The organism is Ancylobacter sonchi (assembly GCF_018390695.1).
Classification (GTDB): Bacteria; Pseudomonadota; Alphaproteobacteria; order Rhizobiales; family Xanthobacteraceae; genus Ancylobacter; species Ancylobacter sonchi.
Window position 1 is genome coordinate 242,704 of sequence record NZ_JAHBGF010000016.1, and the last position, 13,468, is coordinate 256,171.

The window sequence follows — 13,468 nt, forward strand, 5'->3', positions numbered from 1 at the left end:
GTTACGCCGTCGAATCCATTCGCTTCGGCGCTGCGTCTGGTCTTGCCCTCTTCGCTCGCTCCCCACATCGCCGAACCCATGCGCCGCATGGCCGGCCCGCTGGCCCCCTCGCGGCTGATGCCGGCGCTGCGCTCCTATTCCGGCCTGCGCCACCGCGAGACCCGCGCCGCGCCGGGCCCGGAGAGCCTCGGCCGCATCGGTTCACTGGAAGTGCGCCTCGCCCGCACCGCCGCCGACGTCCGCCGGGCGCAACGGCTGCGCTACCAGGTGTTCTACGAGGAGATGTCGGCGCTGCCCAGCGCCGCCGCCCGCCTGGCGCGGCGGGACTTCGACGGCTTCGACGCCATTTGCGACCATTTGCTGGTGCTCGACCACGACGCCTGCCGGCTGGTACGCGGCCGCCGGGTGCCGACGGTGGTCGGTACCTACCGCCTGCTGCGGCAGGAGATCGCCAACCGCCATGGTGGCTTCTACACCGCCGGCGAGTTCGACATCGCCCCGCTGCTCGCCCGTCATCCGCACCGTCGCTTCCTGGAGCTCGGCCGCTCCTGCGTGCTGAGCTCCTACCGCACCAAGCGCACGGTGGAACTGCTCTGGCACGGCATCTGGGCCTATGTGCGCCAGCACGGCATCGACGTAATGTTCGGCTGCGCCAGCCTGGAAGGCACCGACCCTCTGGCGCTGGAACGCCCGCTGGCCTTCCTGCACCATTTCGCCCCTTCCGATCCGGAATGGCGCGCCCGCGCCCTGCCCGGCCGCGCGGCGGGCATGGACGCCATGTCCAAGGACGACCTCGACGCCAAGAAGGCGCTCAACGAGCTGCCGCCGCTGATCAAGGGCTATCTGCGACTCGGCGCCCAGATCGGCCAGGACGCGGTGATCGACCATCAGTTCGGCACCACCGACGTGCTGATCGTGATGCCGATCGAGCGCATCGATCCGCGCTATCTCGGCCATTTCGGCATGAATGGCGAGCGTCACGCCGCCTGATCCCGTAGTGCCCGATCGATCCTCCGTCGCGATTCCGGGTAGCGCCTTGGCTGGGTAGCATCCTGGCCAGCGACATCTTGCGCGCCGGTACGGTCCTGCCCATATCTCGATGCAACGGGATGCCTTACGGGGTCCCACACTGCAAAGTCGCTTCGGACAAGGACTTTGGGAGCATGTCGCGCATTCCCACGCTGTCGAGCCCCTTCCTGCTCGGGTTCGATGAGGTGGAGCGGGCGCTGGACCGGGTCGCAAAGGGCTCGGACGGCTACCCGCCCTACAATGTCGAACGCATCGCCGTACCGGGCCAACCGGAGCGGCTGCGCATCACACTTGCGGTCGCCGGCTTCGCCCGCGACCAGCTGGATGTGACGCTTGAGGAGAAGGAGCTCGTCATCCGCGGACGCCAGGCGGAGGAACCGCAGCGGACCTTTCTTCACCGGGGCATCGCTGCCCGTCAGTTCCAGCGCACCTTCGTGCTGGCCGAGGGCATGCATGTCATCGGCGCCGAACTGAAGAACGGTCTTTTGTCGGTTGATCTCGTCCGACCGGAACCCGAACGGGTGGTCAGGCGTATCGCTATAGCAACCGACGAGTGAGTGCCCAGAGCCGGTCTCGACAGCTAGGATAAGGAGTCGCGGACCATGACCAACGAATTCACCTTCGATACCGCCGCCACCGGCGGCGCGCCCGACGCCCTGACGCCGGAAGCCTTCGCAAATCTCGGTGGCGGCCATATCGCCTATGTGCGCCCGATCGATTCGGCGGACGCCGCCCGGATGTTCCCACAGGCGCGGCTGGAGCCGGGGCTTAAGCTGTTCACGCTGCATGCCGCCGACGGCACGCCGATGATGCTCACCGACAGCCGCGAGGCGGCGATTGCCTCGGCGATGCAGAACGAGTTGGTCACCGTCAGCGTGCACTGAGCTGGCAAGGCCATTGCGAGGCCATTGAATGCGCAAGGCGCCGTCCGGGCCGGACGGCGCCTTTTGCTTGTCAGCTCCGCTTCGCCTCGATCGCGTCCCAGATCAGCGCCGCGATATCCGGGCCGCCCAGCCGGCGGATGGCGCGGATGCCGGTCGGCGAGGTGACGTTGATCTCGGTGAGATTGCCGTCGATCACGTCGATGCCGGTGAACAGCAGGCCCTTCGCCTTCAGCGACGGGCCGAGCGCCTCGCAGATCTCCCTCTCCCGGGGCGTAAGGTCGGTCTCCTTCGCCGCGCCACCACGCACCATGTTGGAGCGCAGGTCGCCGGCGCTCGGCACGCGGTTGACGGCGCCGGCGAACACGCCATCCACCAGGATAATGCGCTTGTCGCCCTGCGTCACTTCCGGGATGAAGCGCTGCACCACCCAGGGCTCGCGGAAGGTGGTGGCGAACAGATCGTAGAGCGAGCCGAAATTCAGGTCGTCGCGGGTGAGACGGAACACCGCCGCGCCGCCATTGCCGTAGAGCGGCTTCACCACGATGTCGCTGAACTCGTCGCGGAACGCCTTGATCTCCTCGATGTCGCGGGTGATCAGCGTCGGCGGCATCAGCTCGGGGAACTCGGTAACGAAGATCTTCTCCGGCGCATTGCGCACATGGGCGGGGTCGTTCACCACCAGCGTCTTCGGGTGCACCCGCTCAAGCAGGTGGGTGGCGGTGACGTAGTGCATGTCGAAGGGCGGATCCTGACGCATCAGGATGACGTCGAAGCCGTCGACCCGCACCCGCTGCTTGTCGCCCAGGGTGAAATGGTCGCCCTTGACGTCGCGCACTTCAACCGGCTGCACGGTGGCGAAGACCTCGCCGTCGCGCATGGCGAGGGTATCGGGCGTGTAGTAGCTCAGCGCATGCCCGCGCGCCTGCGCTTCGAGCATGAGGGCGAAGGTCGAATCACCCGCAATGTTGATGCGGTCGATCGGGTCCATCTGGACGGCGACGTTGAGGCTCATGGATGCTGACGTCCCAAGGGAGGAGGGGCCGCATACGCGGCATTCGTCCCCTGTTTACCGCCTCGCGCCGGCCGGCGCCACGCATCCGCGCGCCCAGCCTCTCACATACGGATCAGTCCGCCTCGAAGGCACCCGGCAGATGCACCGGCGCCCGCCCCGGCGCGAGCAGCACCACGTCGAGCCGCATGTCGAGGGCGGCGAATTCGGGATGCGCGGCGAGCCAGACCTCCGCCGCTGCAGCGATACGCCGGCGCTGGCGGACCAGCACCGATTCAGCAGCTGCCCGCAGCCCCGACCGGGCCTTCACTTCCACGAACAGCAGCAAATCCTCGCGACGGGCGATCAGGTCGATCTCGCCGCGCGGCGTGCGCACCCGCCGCGCCAGAATGGCGAAGCCCTGCTCCGCCAGCAGCCGAGCGGCGGTTTCCTCGGCAGCGACGCCACGGGAAAACGCCGTCGGCTTCGGCACAGTCATTCGTCGGCTTCCGCCTGCAGCGCCAATGCCCGCGCATAGACATCGCGCCGCGGCCGGCCGGTGGCCGCGGCCACCGTGGCGGCGGCGTCCTTGAGCGAGAGGCTGGCCAGCGCCCGGCGCAGCGCGACATCGATATCGGCGTCGCTCGCCTCGTTCGCGCCCGGCGGACCGATCACCAGCACGATCTCGCCCCTTGGCGGGCCGGCTTCGGCGTAATGCGCGGCGAGACCGGGGAGCGGACCCCGCCGGACCTCCTCGAACGCCTTGGTGAGCTCGCGGCAGACCGCGGCCGGCCGCTCCCCCAGCCCGGCGGCGAGGTCGGAGAGGCTCTCCGGCAGGCGCGGCCCGCTCTCATAGAGCACCAGCGTCGCCGGTATCGTCGACAGCTCGGCGATACGGCTGCGGCGGGCGCCGCGCTTTTGCGGCAGGAAACCATCGAACAGGAAGCGATCGGTCGGCAGGCCGGCCGCCACCAGCGCCGCGAGGCTGGCCGAGGCACCGGGCACCGGCACGATGCGGAACCCCGCCTCGATCGCCGCCTCCACCAGCTTGTAGCCGGGATCCGACACCAGCGGCGTGCCGGCATCCGACACCAGCGCCACCGTCGCCCCGGCCTCCAGCCGGGCCAGCAGACGCGGCCGCATGCTGGCGGCATTGTGATCGTGGTAGGCGACCAACGGCGTTTCGATGCCGTAACGATCAAGCAGACGCCGCGTCACCCGCGTATCCTCGCAGGCGACGATGTCGGCGCCGGCCAGTGTCTCCAGCGCCCGCACGGTGACGTCGCCGAGATTGCCGATCGGCGTCGCCACCACGTGCAATCCCGCCTCAAGGCGCGGTGCCGGCACACTCTGGCCGACCAGACGGAAGGATCGCGGGGTATCGGTGGGCGGCTGGGTCATCGTGTCGCCATTCTAGAAGGCGAGAGCGGTGCCGTCATGCCCGCAGGGCTTCACGAGAGGGGATATGTCAGGCTTTTTGCGCCGTTTCTCGGCCCGCGTGGCGTGACAGGCGGTCGCCCGGCATCCTACAAGAGTAAACATGCCCGCCCAGCCATCCGACGAGGCGATGACCGAGCCAGACACGAAGGTGCAGACCGGCGCCCGCGCCGCACTCCGCCACAGCCGTCGCGGCTTCCTGCTCATGGCCGGCGGCGCGACGCTCGCTGCCTGCAGCTCGATGCCGGACTCGCCGCCGCCGCAGGCCGCCCTGCCGCCGGCTCCCGCCGTTCCCGCGCAGCCGGCCAACACGCTCGGCGCCGGCTCGGTGCGCATCGGCCTCATCCTGCCGCTCGGCGCGAGCGGCAATGCCGGCATCGCCGCCCAGTCGCTGAAGAACGCCGCCGACATGGCGATCGCCGAGTTCACCGGTGCCAATATCCAGCTCGTCGTCAAGGATGACGGCGGCACCGGCCCCGGCGCGCAGACGGCGGCGCAGCAGGCGCTCGACGAAGGGGCGAGGGCGGTCATCGGGCCGCTCTTTGCCCATACCGTCGCATCCGCCGGTCAGGTGACGCGCACCCGCAACGTCCCGCTGGTCGGCTTTTCCACCGACACCAATGTGGCGACGCGCGGCGTCTATCTCCTTTCCTTCCTGCCGCAGACCGATGTGGTGCGGGCGGTACGCTACGCCTCGACGAGCGGCCGGCGCGCCTATGCGGCGCTGCTGCCGGACAATGCCTATGGCTCGGTGGTCGAGGCCGCGTTCCGCGAGACGGTGCCGGCGGCCGGCGGCCGGGTGGTCGGGCTCGAGCGCTACACGCCCGGCAATGCCGGCCAATATGCCGAGGCCGCCCGCCGCATCGCGCCGTCCGCCATGCAGGCGGACGCACTGTTCCTGCCGGATTCCGGCGAGGCCGTGCCGCAGCTGCTTCAGGCACTGACCGCAGCCGGCGTCAACCTGTCCGGCAAGCAGCTGATCGGCACCGGCCTTTGGGACAGCGCGGCGCTGTTCAACGTGCCGCAATTGCAAGGCGGCATCTTCGCCGCGCCGGATCCGGCCGGCTTCCGCGCCTTCTCGCAGCGCTACGAGGCCCGTTTCGGCCAGCGGCCGGTGCGCACCGCAACTCTGGCGCATGACGCTGTCTCGCTGATGGCGGCGCTGGTCAATACTGGCGGCGAGGCGGGGCTGAACGACACCGCGATCCAGAACCCGTCCGGCTTCAGCGGCATTGACGGCGTCTTCCGCTTCCGCGCCGACGGCACCAACCAGCGCGGCCTCGCGGTCATGCGAATCGCCAGCGGCAGTACCCAGATCGCCAGCCCGGCGCCGCGCAGCTTCGCCGAACAGGGAATTTAGGGCGCCTAGGCCGCCAGATCGGCAACGATGGCGTCGAGCACCGGGAATCCCTGCGGCGTCACTCGCAGCCGGCCATCGGCGTGCTCTTCGAGCATGCCCTCGCCGATCAGCGCCGCCACGCGCGCGGCATCGAAATCGCGGCCGGCCAGCGCCATGAAGCGGTGACGGTCGATGCCCTCGGCAAGGCGTAGCCCCATGATGAGATATTCGTCGGCCTGCTCCGGCCGGCTGAGCTCGTCATCGACCACGAGACCGTGGCCTTCCGCCTCGATCTGTTTTAGCCAGGCCTCCGGCCCGCGCTCGGTGGAGGTGGCCCGCCGCCCCTCCGGCGTATCGAGCCGGCCATGGGCGCCGGGACCGATGCCGGCATATTCGCCATAACGCCAATAGAGCAGGTTGTGCCGGCTCTCGGCGCCGGGACGGGCGTGGTTGGAAATCTCATAGGCCGGCAGCCCGGCGGCCGACGTGGTCTCCTGCGTCACGTCCCACAGCGCGCGGGCGATCTCCGGATCCGGCGTCTTCAGCTTGCCGGCGCGGTGTAGCGCCGCGAACGGCGTACCATCCTCGATGGTGAGCTGGTAGAGCGAGAGATGCTCGCATCCCTCGGCGATGGCGCGCTTCAGTTCACGCGCCCAGTCTTCCGGACGCTGGTCCGGCCGGGCATAGATGAGATCGAAGGAGGAGCGCTCGAAGGCCGAGCGGGCGATGGCAACCGCCGCCAACGCCTCGGCGGCGCTGTGCATCCGTCCGAGCGCCTTCAGCGAGGCGTCGTCGAGCGCCTGCACACCGAGCGACACCCGGTTGACGCCGGCGGCGCGATAACCGCGAAAGCGCCCGGCCTCGACGCTGGTCGGGTTGGCTTCCAGCGTCACCTCGGCGCGGGCATCGAGCGGCCAGGCGTCGTCAATAGCGCTCAGGATGCCTTCCACCGTCGCCGGCGCCATCAGCGAGGGCGTGCCGCCGCCGAAGAAAACGCTTTGCGTGCGCCGCTGGCCGGTGCGCGCGCGCATATGGGCGATCTCGGCGCGAAAGGCGGCAAGGAAACGCGCCTCGTCCGGCGGGGCATGGCGCACATGCGAGTTGAAGTCGCAATAGGGGCATTTGGCCTTGCAGAACGGCCAATGCACATAGACGCCGAATCCGGGGTCCACCGGCGGCGGCGCCCTATCGGCCCGGTCAGTCAAACCGAGCTCCGAAACAGGCTTCCGCCAGCTTGATGAAGGCGCGGGCGCGGTGCGACCCGCCCCGGCCGAGCGGCGGCATGGCGTGCTTTTCTTCGCCGTTCATCTCGCCGAAGGTACGGGCGGAACCATCCGGCAAAAACATCGGATCGTAGCCGTGACCGCTGTCGCCGCGCGGCGGCCAGATCATCTCGCCGGAGACCACGCCCTCGAAATCCTCGACATGGCCGTCGGGCCAGGCGACGCACAGCGCCGAGATGAAATAGGCGCGGCGCTGGACCGGATCGACTGCATCGACCTTGCGCAGTTCCTCTTCGACCCTGGCCATGGCGTGCCCCCAGTCGCGGCCCGGCCCGGCCCAGCGGGCGGTGTAGAGGCCCGGGGCGCCGCCCAGCGCCTCGACACAGAGGCCGGAATCGTCGGCGAAGGCCGGCAGGCCGGTCGCCTCGCAGGCGGCGCGCGCCTTGATGCGGGCGTTCTCCTCGAAGGTCAGCCCGGTCTCCTCCGGCTCGGGCAGGCCGAGATCACCGGCCGAGACCAGCTCGACGCCATAGGGCTCCATCAGTCCCCGCATCTCGATGAGCTTGCCGGGATTGTGGGTGGCGATCACCACCCGGCCGACGAGGCGGCGATGTTCCTGACGATCCTCATCCATGGCTCAGGCCACCGCCATCTTCTGCAGGTCGACCAGCCGGGAAACGCCCTTGCGGGCGAGGCCGAGCATGGCGTTGAACTCGTCCTCGGTGAACGGCGTCTTCTCCGCCGTGCCCTGGATCTCGACGAAGCCGCCGGAGCCGGTCATCACGAAATTGCAGTCGGTGCCGGCGTCGGAATCCTCGACATAATCGAGATCGAGGCGCGGCTCGCCGTCGATGATGCCGCAGGACACCGCGGCAACGTGATCCCGCAGCGGAATGGTCGAAAGCATGCCCCGAGTCTTCATCCAGCTCAGGCAGTCATGCAGAGCGATCCAGGCACCGGTGATCGAGGCGGTGCGCGTGCCGCCATCCGCTTGGATCACGTCGCAATCGACGGTGATCTGCCGCTCGCCGAGCTTTTCAAGGTCGACGATGGTGCGCAGCGAGCGCCCGATCAGCCGCTGGATCTCCATGGTGCGGCCCGAAGGCTTGCCAGCCGTCACCTCGCGGCGGGTGCGCTCATGGGTGGCGCGCGGCAGCATGCCATACTCGGCGGTGACCCAGCCGCGGCCCTGCCCCTTCAGCCAGGGCGGCAGCCGCTCTTCCAGCGTCGCCGCGACCAGAACATGGGTCTCGCCGAACTTCACCAGGCAGGAGCCTTCCGCATGGCGCAGCACGCCGCGCTCGAAGCTGACGGCCCGCATCTCGTCGGGGGCGCGGCGTGAGGGACGCATGCTGAAGTCTCCATGAGGCGTTGCCGGGCGAGGCGGCACCGGCGCGGGCGAAAAACGCGACTGATCATCGCCGATCCCGTTCGCATTCCTCGACAGGCGGAATGGCAACGGCTTTCGGGCGCTCCTTGTAAGGGGCAGTCCCGTGCGACCGCAAGCGCATAACGCCGCGACACGAATGGCGCCGGAAACACGATACCGGCAGGCAATGCTTGAAGGCTCCCGCGCGAATGCCGATTATATGTTTCACATGAAACGTCCCGACGGCGATTCCGGCGCAGCCATGCCTCTCGATCCAATCCTGGCTTCAAGCTCTCCCTCCCTCGCCAAGCTCGACGAGCGCTCGCGGGAGATTTTTCGGCAGATCGTCGAGACTTATCTCGCTACCGGCGAGCCGGCGGGGTCGCGCAACATTTCCCGGCTCATTCCCATGACGCTGTCGCCGGCCTCGGTGCGCAACGTGATGGCCGATCTCGAGGCCGCAGGCCTCATCTTCGCCCCGCACACCAGCGCCGGGCGCCTGCCGACCGAGCGCGGCCTGCGCTTCTTCGTCGATTCCCTGCTGGAGATCGGCGACGTCTCGGAGGAGGAGCGCAACGCCATCGAGGCGCAGGTGAAGGCAGCCGCGCGCGCCCAGACCGTCGAGGGCGTGCTGGCGGAAGCCTCCAACCTGCTCTCCGGCCTGTCGCGCGGGGCCGGTGTCGTCACCACCACCAAGAGCGACGCCCGGCTGAAGCACATGGAGTTCGTGCCGCTCGACCCCACGCGGGCGCTGCTGATCCTGGTCTCCGAGGACGGCGAGGTGGAGAACCGGCTGGTGCCGCTACCGGCCGGCCTGCCCGCCTCCGCCCTGGTCGAGGCCACCAATTTCCTCAACGCCCGCACGCGTGGGCGCACCCTCGCCGATTTGCGCATCGAAGTGGAACGCACGCTGGCCGCCCGCCGCGCCGAGCTCGACGAGGTGACGGCACGCATCGTCGCCGCCGGCCTCGCCTCCTGGTCGGGCGGCGACAAGGCCGAGCGGCGGCTGATCGTGCGCGGCCAGACCAAGCTCCTGCAGGATCTTAGGGCCATCGAGGATCTCGAACGGGTCCGCCTGCTGTTCGATGATCTCGAGGCGAAGCAGGAAGTGGTCGACCTTCTGGGGCGGGCGGAGGACGCGCAGGGACTGCGCATCTTCATCGGCTCGGAGAACAAGCTGTTCTCACTGTCGGGCTCTTCCACCATCGTCGCGCCCTATCGCGACGGGCAGGGTCGGGTGGTCGGGGTGCTCGGCGTCATCGGGCCGACGCGGCTGAACTATGCCCGCATCGTGCCCATGGTGGACTTCACCGCCGGGGTGGTCAGCCGGGTCCTGGGGCGGCCCGGCTTCGATGCGGCTTGATTTTTTCAGGCCACGACCCGATATGGCGGGTCAAATCGGGCGTGCAGTGCCCGCTATCCTTTTCCCCCGACGAGGCAGTCATGACCGAAGATAACCGCAAGCCGGCGGACGCTTCCGACGAGGTCGCCGGTACGCCGAGCGAAGAGACCGTCGGCGCGGCTGAAAATGGCGAGGACGGCTTCGCCGCCGAGCGCGAGCGCTACGAGGCGGAGATCGCCGCGCTCAAGGACAAGTTCCTGCGCGCTTTCGCCGAGGCGGACAATGTGCGCCGCCGCGCCGAGCGCGAGGTGGCCGATGCCAAGGTTTACGGCATCACCGGCTTCGCCCGCGACGTGCTGTCGCTGTCCGACGATTTCGAGCGCGCGCTCGGCGTCATCGACGCCGACGCCCGCGCCACCGCCGAAGGCACGCTGAAGACGGTGCTGGACGGCATCGAGCTCACCGCGCGCAGCCTCAACCAGACGCTAACCAAGCACGGCGTCGCCCGCATCGAGGCCGAGGGCGCGAAGTTCGACCCCAATCTGCATCAGGCGATGTTCGAGGTACCGAATGCCGAAGTGCCGTCGGGCACCGTGGTGCAGGTGATCCAGCCCGGCTACACGATCGGCGGCCGCGTGTTGCGCCCTGCACTGGTGGGCGTCTCCAAGGGCGGCCCCAAGGCGGCGCCGGCCGAAACCCAGAGCAGCCAGAGCTGATCCGGCACGACCCCGCCGGAAGATCCCCAAGATTCCGGCTTTGGATCCTCCGGCTTCCGGGGCCGCGCTTCAGCGCGGCTCCAGCCCGTCGCGCAGTGCCCGCAGGCTGTCGAAGTCGCGGGTGAAATCGTCGGCCGGCAGCACGCCGACCATGCGGATATAGTTGGCGCGGCCGAAACGCAGCCACTGCACCACCTTCATCGGCTTGCCGGTCTGCTGGTCCGCCGCATTGGCGACGATCTCGATGCCCTGCTGACCACCGATTCGCAGCGGGCCACCACGCTCGACGCGCAGGTCGCGAACGCCCGGCACCGAAGCGATGGCGCGCTTGGCGAGGCTTTCCCGCTCGTTCTCGTCGATTTCGCCTGGAACCATGCCGGCAATGAAGATCGGCCTGCCACCGGCTTCGGGCCCGGAGGTCTCGCCCTTGACCAGCAGCACCGCCGAGGTGCCGAGCACCCGCATCACCTTGAACCCCTCCAGCGACTGGAAGGTGAAGGGCAGGCGCGCCAGCATCTCCTCCTGGGTCGGCGGCGCGCGGAACACGACGGTGGCCAGCGCCGCCTCGACGGTCGTATCGGGATAGCGGCTGGCGGATTCCTCGGGCAGCTGCGCCGTCACCAGGGCCGTCTGGTCCTTGCCGCCGGCCAGCAGGATCCACTTCTTCAGCGCTACCGCCCCGACGGTCTGGTAGCCATAGAGCATCAGCCCGCGCCCGCCATCGGGGAGGGCGATCTCGCGCTGCGTCTCGATGGTCACGCCCTGCTTCTGCAGCGTGTCGCGGTTGAAGGTCTTCACGATGGAATCGAAATCCCCGTGCGGCACTTCCACCACCACGATGGCGGCCTTGGCGGCACGGTCCTCGAAACCGGCCACGCCGGCGATCGGCGTCATGCCGTCCGGGGGCTCCAGGCCGACAGAGCCGCCATTCGGGAACACCGGCTCCGCCGCTGCCGCGAGGGTCGAGCCGGCCAGCGCGGCAATAAGAACGGCGGCGCGGACGAGGCGGCGCATGGCATGTCCTTCCATGGGAAAGCGATTCGGTTGCTTCTGCTCATAACGCCGCATCCGGCTCCTCGCGAGCCGGATGCACGCGGCGTAACGTCAGATTGATGCGGCCGGGCTGGCTGAGCAGCGTCGACGTACCAGCCAGAATACGATCTATGCCGTGAAAGGCCAGCCGGCTCGACCCGGAAAGCAGCAAGGCGTCGCCGGAAGCGAGGCGGATGGAGCGGGTGCCGCCACGCCGCTCGGTGCCACCGAGGCGGAAGATCGCGGTATCGCCGAGCGAGAGCGAAAGCACCGGCGCGGCGAATTCCTGCTCGTCCCGGTCCTGATGCAGACCCATGCGGGCCTCGGGCCCATACCAGTTGATCAGGCAGGCTTCCGGGGGGAGGTCGGCGTCGGACAGTTCGTCCCAGGCTCGGCGTAGAGCGGCGGGGAAGGGCGGCCAGGGAGTGCCCGTCTCCGGGTGCCGGGGCTGGTAGCGATAGCCGCTCTCGTCCGACACCCAGCCGAGCGGCCCGCAATTCGACATCCGCACCGAGAAAGGCTTGCCGGTGCGCGGCATGCGCGGGGTGAACAGCGGCGCCGTCGCCAGCACCTCGCGGATATCGGCAACCAGCGCCTCCTGCGCGGGCCGGTCGAGATAGCCCTGCCACCACAGGCAGCCGGGCGCGAGTTCGAGCGGGGCGGGGATCGATGCGAGGGTCATGGCACGCTCACAGCTTGCGCAGCGCCACCGCCTCCACCTCGTGGTCGCCGCCCTTGCGCAGGATGAGGTCGGCGCGCTGGCGCGTGGGCAGGATGTTCTCCTGCAGGTTCACCAGGTTGATCGAGCGCCAGATGGCGCGGGCGGTCTGGTCGGCCTCGCTGCCGGAAATGCCGGCATAGCGGTGGAAATAGGCGGCGGGATCGCGGAAAGCGGTCTCGCGCAGCCGCATGAAGCGCTCGACATACCAGCGCTCGAGGATCGCCTCGTCGGCGTCGATATAGACCTTGAAGTCAAAGAAATCCGAGACGAAGGGAATGCCCTTGCCGTCCTTGGGCGGGCGGCTGGTCTGCAGCACGTTCAATCCCTCGACGATGAGGATGTCCGGCTGGTCGACCTCGACGCGCTCGTTCGGCGTCACGTCGTAGTTGAAGTGGCTGTAGATCGGTGCCGCCACCGGGTGCCGGCCCGCCTTGATGTCGGTGAGGAAGTGCAGCAGCGCCGGCAGGTCGTAGCTTTCCGGGAAGCCCTTTTTCTGCATCAGCCCTTCCCGCTCCAGCACCGCATTGGGCAGGAGGAAGCCGTCGGTGGTCACCAGCGCCACCTTGGGCGTGTTAGCCCAGCGGGCGAGCAGGGCCTGCAGCACGCGCGAGGTGGTCGACTTGCCCACCGCCACCGAGCCGGCGACACCGATGATGTAGGGCATCTTCCCGGCCTCTTCCGGGCCGAGGAATTTCTGCATGGAGCGGAACAGCTTCTGCGTCGCCCCGACATAGATGGACAGAAGCCGCGACAGCGGCAGGTAGATCTCCTCGATCTCGGCCAGCGACAGCCGGTCGTTGAGGCCCTGCAACCGGGCGATCTCCTCGGGCGTCAGCGGCTGCGGCGTATCGGCGCGCAGCGCGGCCCATTCGGCACGCGAGAAATTACGGAAGGGCGAAAGCCCCTTGCTGTCGAGCTTCATGTCCATAGGCTGGGCTTCCTCGGAGCGGCATATGCCGTCATTGCCCGAACTTGGCTTCGCCGGGCTTTGGTCGACCGTATACCACATTCACGCCACGCCTGATATGGGCGACCTCCCGCGTGGCGGGGGCGCTCAATTGGCGGGACGCGACGCCTTTTCCTCGATGCCCGAACGGGCGGTACGACGACCGAGCTCCGCATAGATGTCCTCGAGGGCAATGCCCCGCGCGTGGAGCAGCACCATGAGATGGTAGAGAAGGTCCGCACTCTCCGAAACGACGGCTTTGGTATCAGCCGATACCGCCGCGAGAGCGGTCTCGACCGCTTCCTCGCCGAGCTTCTGGGCGCATTTGGCGACGCCCTTCTCGATCAGCGAGCGCGTATAGGAGGGCGGGCCGCCGCCGGCCGCCCGCTCGGCGACGATGCCGGCGAGATCGTCGAGTGTCACGCGTGTGTCCGTCATGCCA

16 protein-coding genes are annotated in these 13,468 nt (G+C 68.7%); 6 read left to right on the forward strand and 10 right to left on the reverse strand.

Going from position 1 to position 13,468, the window contains the following annotated elements:
* Positions 1-78 precede the first annotated feature (78 nt).
* The 3 genes from olsB to KHC28_RS08485 all read left to right on the forward strand — a co-directional run bounded on the left by olsB (position 79) and on the right by KHC28_RS08485 (position 1,913).
* On the forward strand, positions 79-990 hold the full coding sequence (gene olsB / locus KHC28_RS08475; RefSeq protein WP_376772654.1) for a l-ornithine N(alpha)-acyltransferase: 912 nt from the start codon (positions 79-81) through the stop codon (positions 988-990).
* Between the two features lie 173 nt (positions 991-1,163).
* On the forward strand, positions 1,164-1,586 hold the full coding sequence (locus KHC28_RS08480) for an Hsp20 family protein (RefSeq protein WP_214007898.1): 423 nt from the start codon (positions 1,164-1,166) through the stop codon (positions 1,584-1,586).
* Positions 1,587-1,631: 45 nt separating this feature from the next.
* Positions 1,632-1,913, forward strand: coding sequence for a BQ00720 family protein (locus tag KHC28_RS08485; protein WP_214007899.1), 282 nt, complete (start codon positions 1,632-1,634; stop codon positions 1,911-1,913).
* A 70-nt stretch (positions 1,914-1,983) separates the two neighbouring features.
* On the opposite strand, the gene gshB is transcribed toward KHC28_RS08485, so the two are convergent.
* The 3 genes from gshB to rsmI all read right to left on the reverse strand — a co-directional run bounded on the left by gshB (position 1,984) and on the right by rsmI (position 4,302).
* On the reverse strand, positions 1,984-2,925 hold the full coding sequence (gene gshB, locus KHC28_RS08490; RefSeq protein ID WP_214007900.1) for a glutathione synthase: 942 nt from the start codon (positions 2,923-2,925) through the stop codon (positions 1,984-1,986).
* Between the two features lie 112 nt (positions 2,926-3,037).
* A complete protein-coding gene (locus tag KHC28_RS08495) occupies positions 3,038-3,400 on the reverse strand; it encodes a YraN family protein (RefSeq protein WP_214007901.1) in 363 nt (120 codons plus the stop codon).
* Entirely contained in the window at positions 3,397-4,302 is a 906-nt protein-coding gene (gene rsmI / locus KHC28_RS08500) for a 16S rRNA (cytidine(1402)-2'-O)-methyltransferase (protein ID WP_214007902.1), read from the reverse strand. Before rsmI ends, KHC28_RS08495 begins: the two co-directional genes overlap by 4 nt.
* A 166-nt stretch (positions 4,303-4,468) precedes the next feature.
* Here rsmI and KHC28_RS08505 point away from each other — a divergent pair, with 166 nt between their 5' ends.
* On the forward strand, positions 4,469-5,698 hold the full coding sequence (locus KHC28_RS08505; protein ID WP_214008178.1) for a penicillin-binding protein activator: 1,230 nt from the start codon (positions 4,469-4,471) through the stop codon (positions 5,696-5,698).
* 5 nt (positions 5,699-5,703) lie between these two features.
* On the opposite strand, the gene hemW is transcribed toward KHC28_RS08505, so the two are convergent.
* The 3 genes from hemW to rph are packed head-to-tail and all read right to left on the reverse strand — an operon-like array spanning position 5,704 to position 8,251.
* Positions 5,704-6,849, reverse strand: coding sequence for a radical SAM family heme chaperone HemW (gene hemW, locus KHC28_RS08510; RefSeq protein ID WP_312893135.1), 1,146 nt, complete (start codon positions 6,847-6,849; stop codon positions 5,704-5,706).
* 25 nt (positions 6,850-6,874) lie between these two features.
* Positions 6,875-7,534, reverse strand: a complete 660-nt coding sequence (gene rdgB, locus KHC28_RS08515; RefSeq protein WP_214007904.1) for an RdgB/HAM1 family non-canonical purine NTP pyrophosphatase — start codon at positions 7,532-7,534, stop codon at positions 6,875-6,877.
* Positions 7,535-7,537: 3 nt separating this feature from the next.
* The gene (gene rph / locus KHC28_RS08520; protein ID WP_214007905.1) at positions 7,538-8,251 is read right to left on the reverse strand and encodes a ribonuclease PH; all 714 of its coding nucleotides are present in this window, start codon (positions 8,249-8,251) and stop codon (positions 7,538-7,540) included.
* Positions 8,252-8,531: 280 nt separating this feature from the next.
* On the opposite strand from rph, the gene hrcA reads away from it, so the two are divergent.
* Positions 8,532-9,632 (forward strand): heat-inducible transcriptional repressor HrcA, encoded by a 1,101-nt coding sequence (hrcA, locus tag KHC28_RS08525; protein ID WP_214007906.1) that lies wholly within the window; start codon positions 8,532-8,534, stop codon positions 9,630-9,632.
* Positions 9,633-9,712: 80 nt separating this feature from the next.
* Positions 9,713-10,327 carry a nucleotide exchange factor GrpE gene (gene grpE, locus KHC28_RS08530; RefSeq protein WP_214007907.1) on the forward strand — a complete coding sequence of 205 codons (615 nt, stop codon included), beginning with the start codon at positions 9,713-9,715 and terminating at the stop codon, positions 10,325-10,327.
* Between the two features lie 69 nt (positions 10,328-10,396).
* Here grpE and KHC28_RS08535 read toward each other — a convergent pair whose 3' ends face one another.
* The 4 genes from KHC28_RS08535 to KHC28_RS08550 form a co-directional block, all read right to left on the reverse strand.
* Positions 10,397-11,341, reverse strand: a complete 945-nt coding sequence (locus tag KHC28_RS08535) for a hypothetical protein (RefSeq protein ID WP_214007908.1) — start codon at positions 11,339-11,341, stop codon at positions 10,397-10,399.
* A gap of 40 nt (positions 11,342-11,381) precedes the next feature.
* Positions 11,382-12,041 carry an alpha-ketoglutarate-dependent dioxygenase AlkB family protein gene (locus tag KHC28_RS08540; RefSeq protein WP_214007909.1) on the reverse strand — a complete coding sequence of 220 codons (660 nt, stop codon included), beginning with the start codon at positions 12,039-12,041 and terminating at the stop codon, positions 11,382-11,384.
* A gap of 7 nt (positions 12,042-12,048) precedes the next feature.
* The gene (coaA, locus tag KHC28_RS08545; protein WP_214007910.1) at positions 12,049-13,008 is read right to left on the reverse strand and encodes a type I pantothenate kinase; all 960 of its coding nucleotides are present in this window, start codon (positions 13,006-13,008) and stop codon (positions 12,049-12,051) included.
* Between the two features lie 126 nt (positions 13,009-13,134).
* Entirely contained in the window at positions 13,135-13,464 is a 330-nt protein-coding gene (locus KHC28_RS08550) for a phosphoribosyl-ATP diphosphatase (protein ID WP_214007911.1), read from the reverse strand.
* Positions 13,465-13,468 lie beyond the last annotated feature (4 nt).

Coding starts and splice junctions, on each gene's coding strand:
- olsB (WP_376772654.1), top strand. CDS start 79: ATGCGCCGCATGGCCGGCCCGCTGGCCCCCTCGCGGCTGATGCCGGCG.
- KHC28_RS08480 (WP_214007898.1), top strand. CDS start 1,164: ATGTCGCGCATTCCCACGCTGTCGAGCCCCTTCCTGCTCGGGTTCGAT.
- KHC28_RS08485 (WP_214007899.1), top strand. CDS start 1,632: ATGACCAACGAATTCACCTTCGATACCGCCGCCACCGGCGGCGCGCCC.
- gshB (WP_214007900.1), bottom strand. CDS start 2,925: ATGAGCCTCAACGTCGCCGTCCAGATGGACCCGATCGACCGCATCAAC.
- KHC28_RS08495 (WP_214007901.1), bottom strand. CDS start 3,400: ATGACTGTGCCGAAGCCGACGGCGTTTTCCCGTGGCGTCGCTGCCGAG.
- rsmI (WP_214007902.1), bottom strand. CDS start 4,302: ATGACCCAGCCGCCCACCGATACCCCGCGATCCTTCCGTCTGGTCGGC.
- KHC28_RS08505 (WP_214008178.1), top strand. CDS start 4,469: ATGACCGAGCCAGACACGAAGGTGCAGACCGGCGCCCGCGCCGCACTC.
- rdgB (WP_214007904.1), bottom strand. CDS start 7,534: ATGGATGAGGATCGTCAGGAACATCGCCGCCTCGTCGGCCGGGTGGTG.
- rph (WP_214007905.1), bottom strand. CDS start 8,251: ATGCGTCCCTCACGCCGCGCCCCCGACGAGATGCGGGCCGTCAGCTTC.
- hrcA (WP_214007906.1), top strand. CDS start 8,532: ATGCCTCTCGATCCAATCCTGGCTTCAAGCTCTCCCTCCCTCGCCAAG.
- grpE (WP_214007907.1), top strand. CDS start 9,713: ATGACCGAAGATAACCGCAAGCCGGCGGACGCTTCCGACGAGGTCGCC.
- KHC28_RS08535 (WP_214007908.1), bottom strand. CDS start 11,341: ATGCGCCGCCTCGTCCGCGCCGCCGTTCTTATTGCCGCGCTGGCCGGC.
- KHC28_RS08540 (WP_214007909.1), bottom strand. CDS start 12,041: ATGACCCTCGCATCGATCCCCGCCCCGCTCGAACTCGCGCCCGGCTGC.
- coaA (WP_214007910.1), bottom strand. CDS start 13,008: ATGGACATGAAGCTCGACAGCAAGGGGCTTTCGCCCTTCCGTAATTTC.
- KHC28_RS08550 (WP_214007911.1), bottom strand. CDS start 13,464: ATGACGGACACACGCGTGACACTCGACGATCTCGCCGGCATCGTCGCC.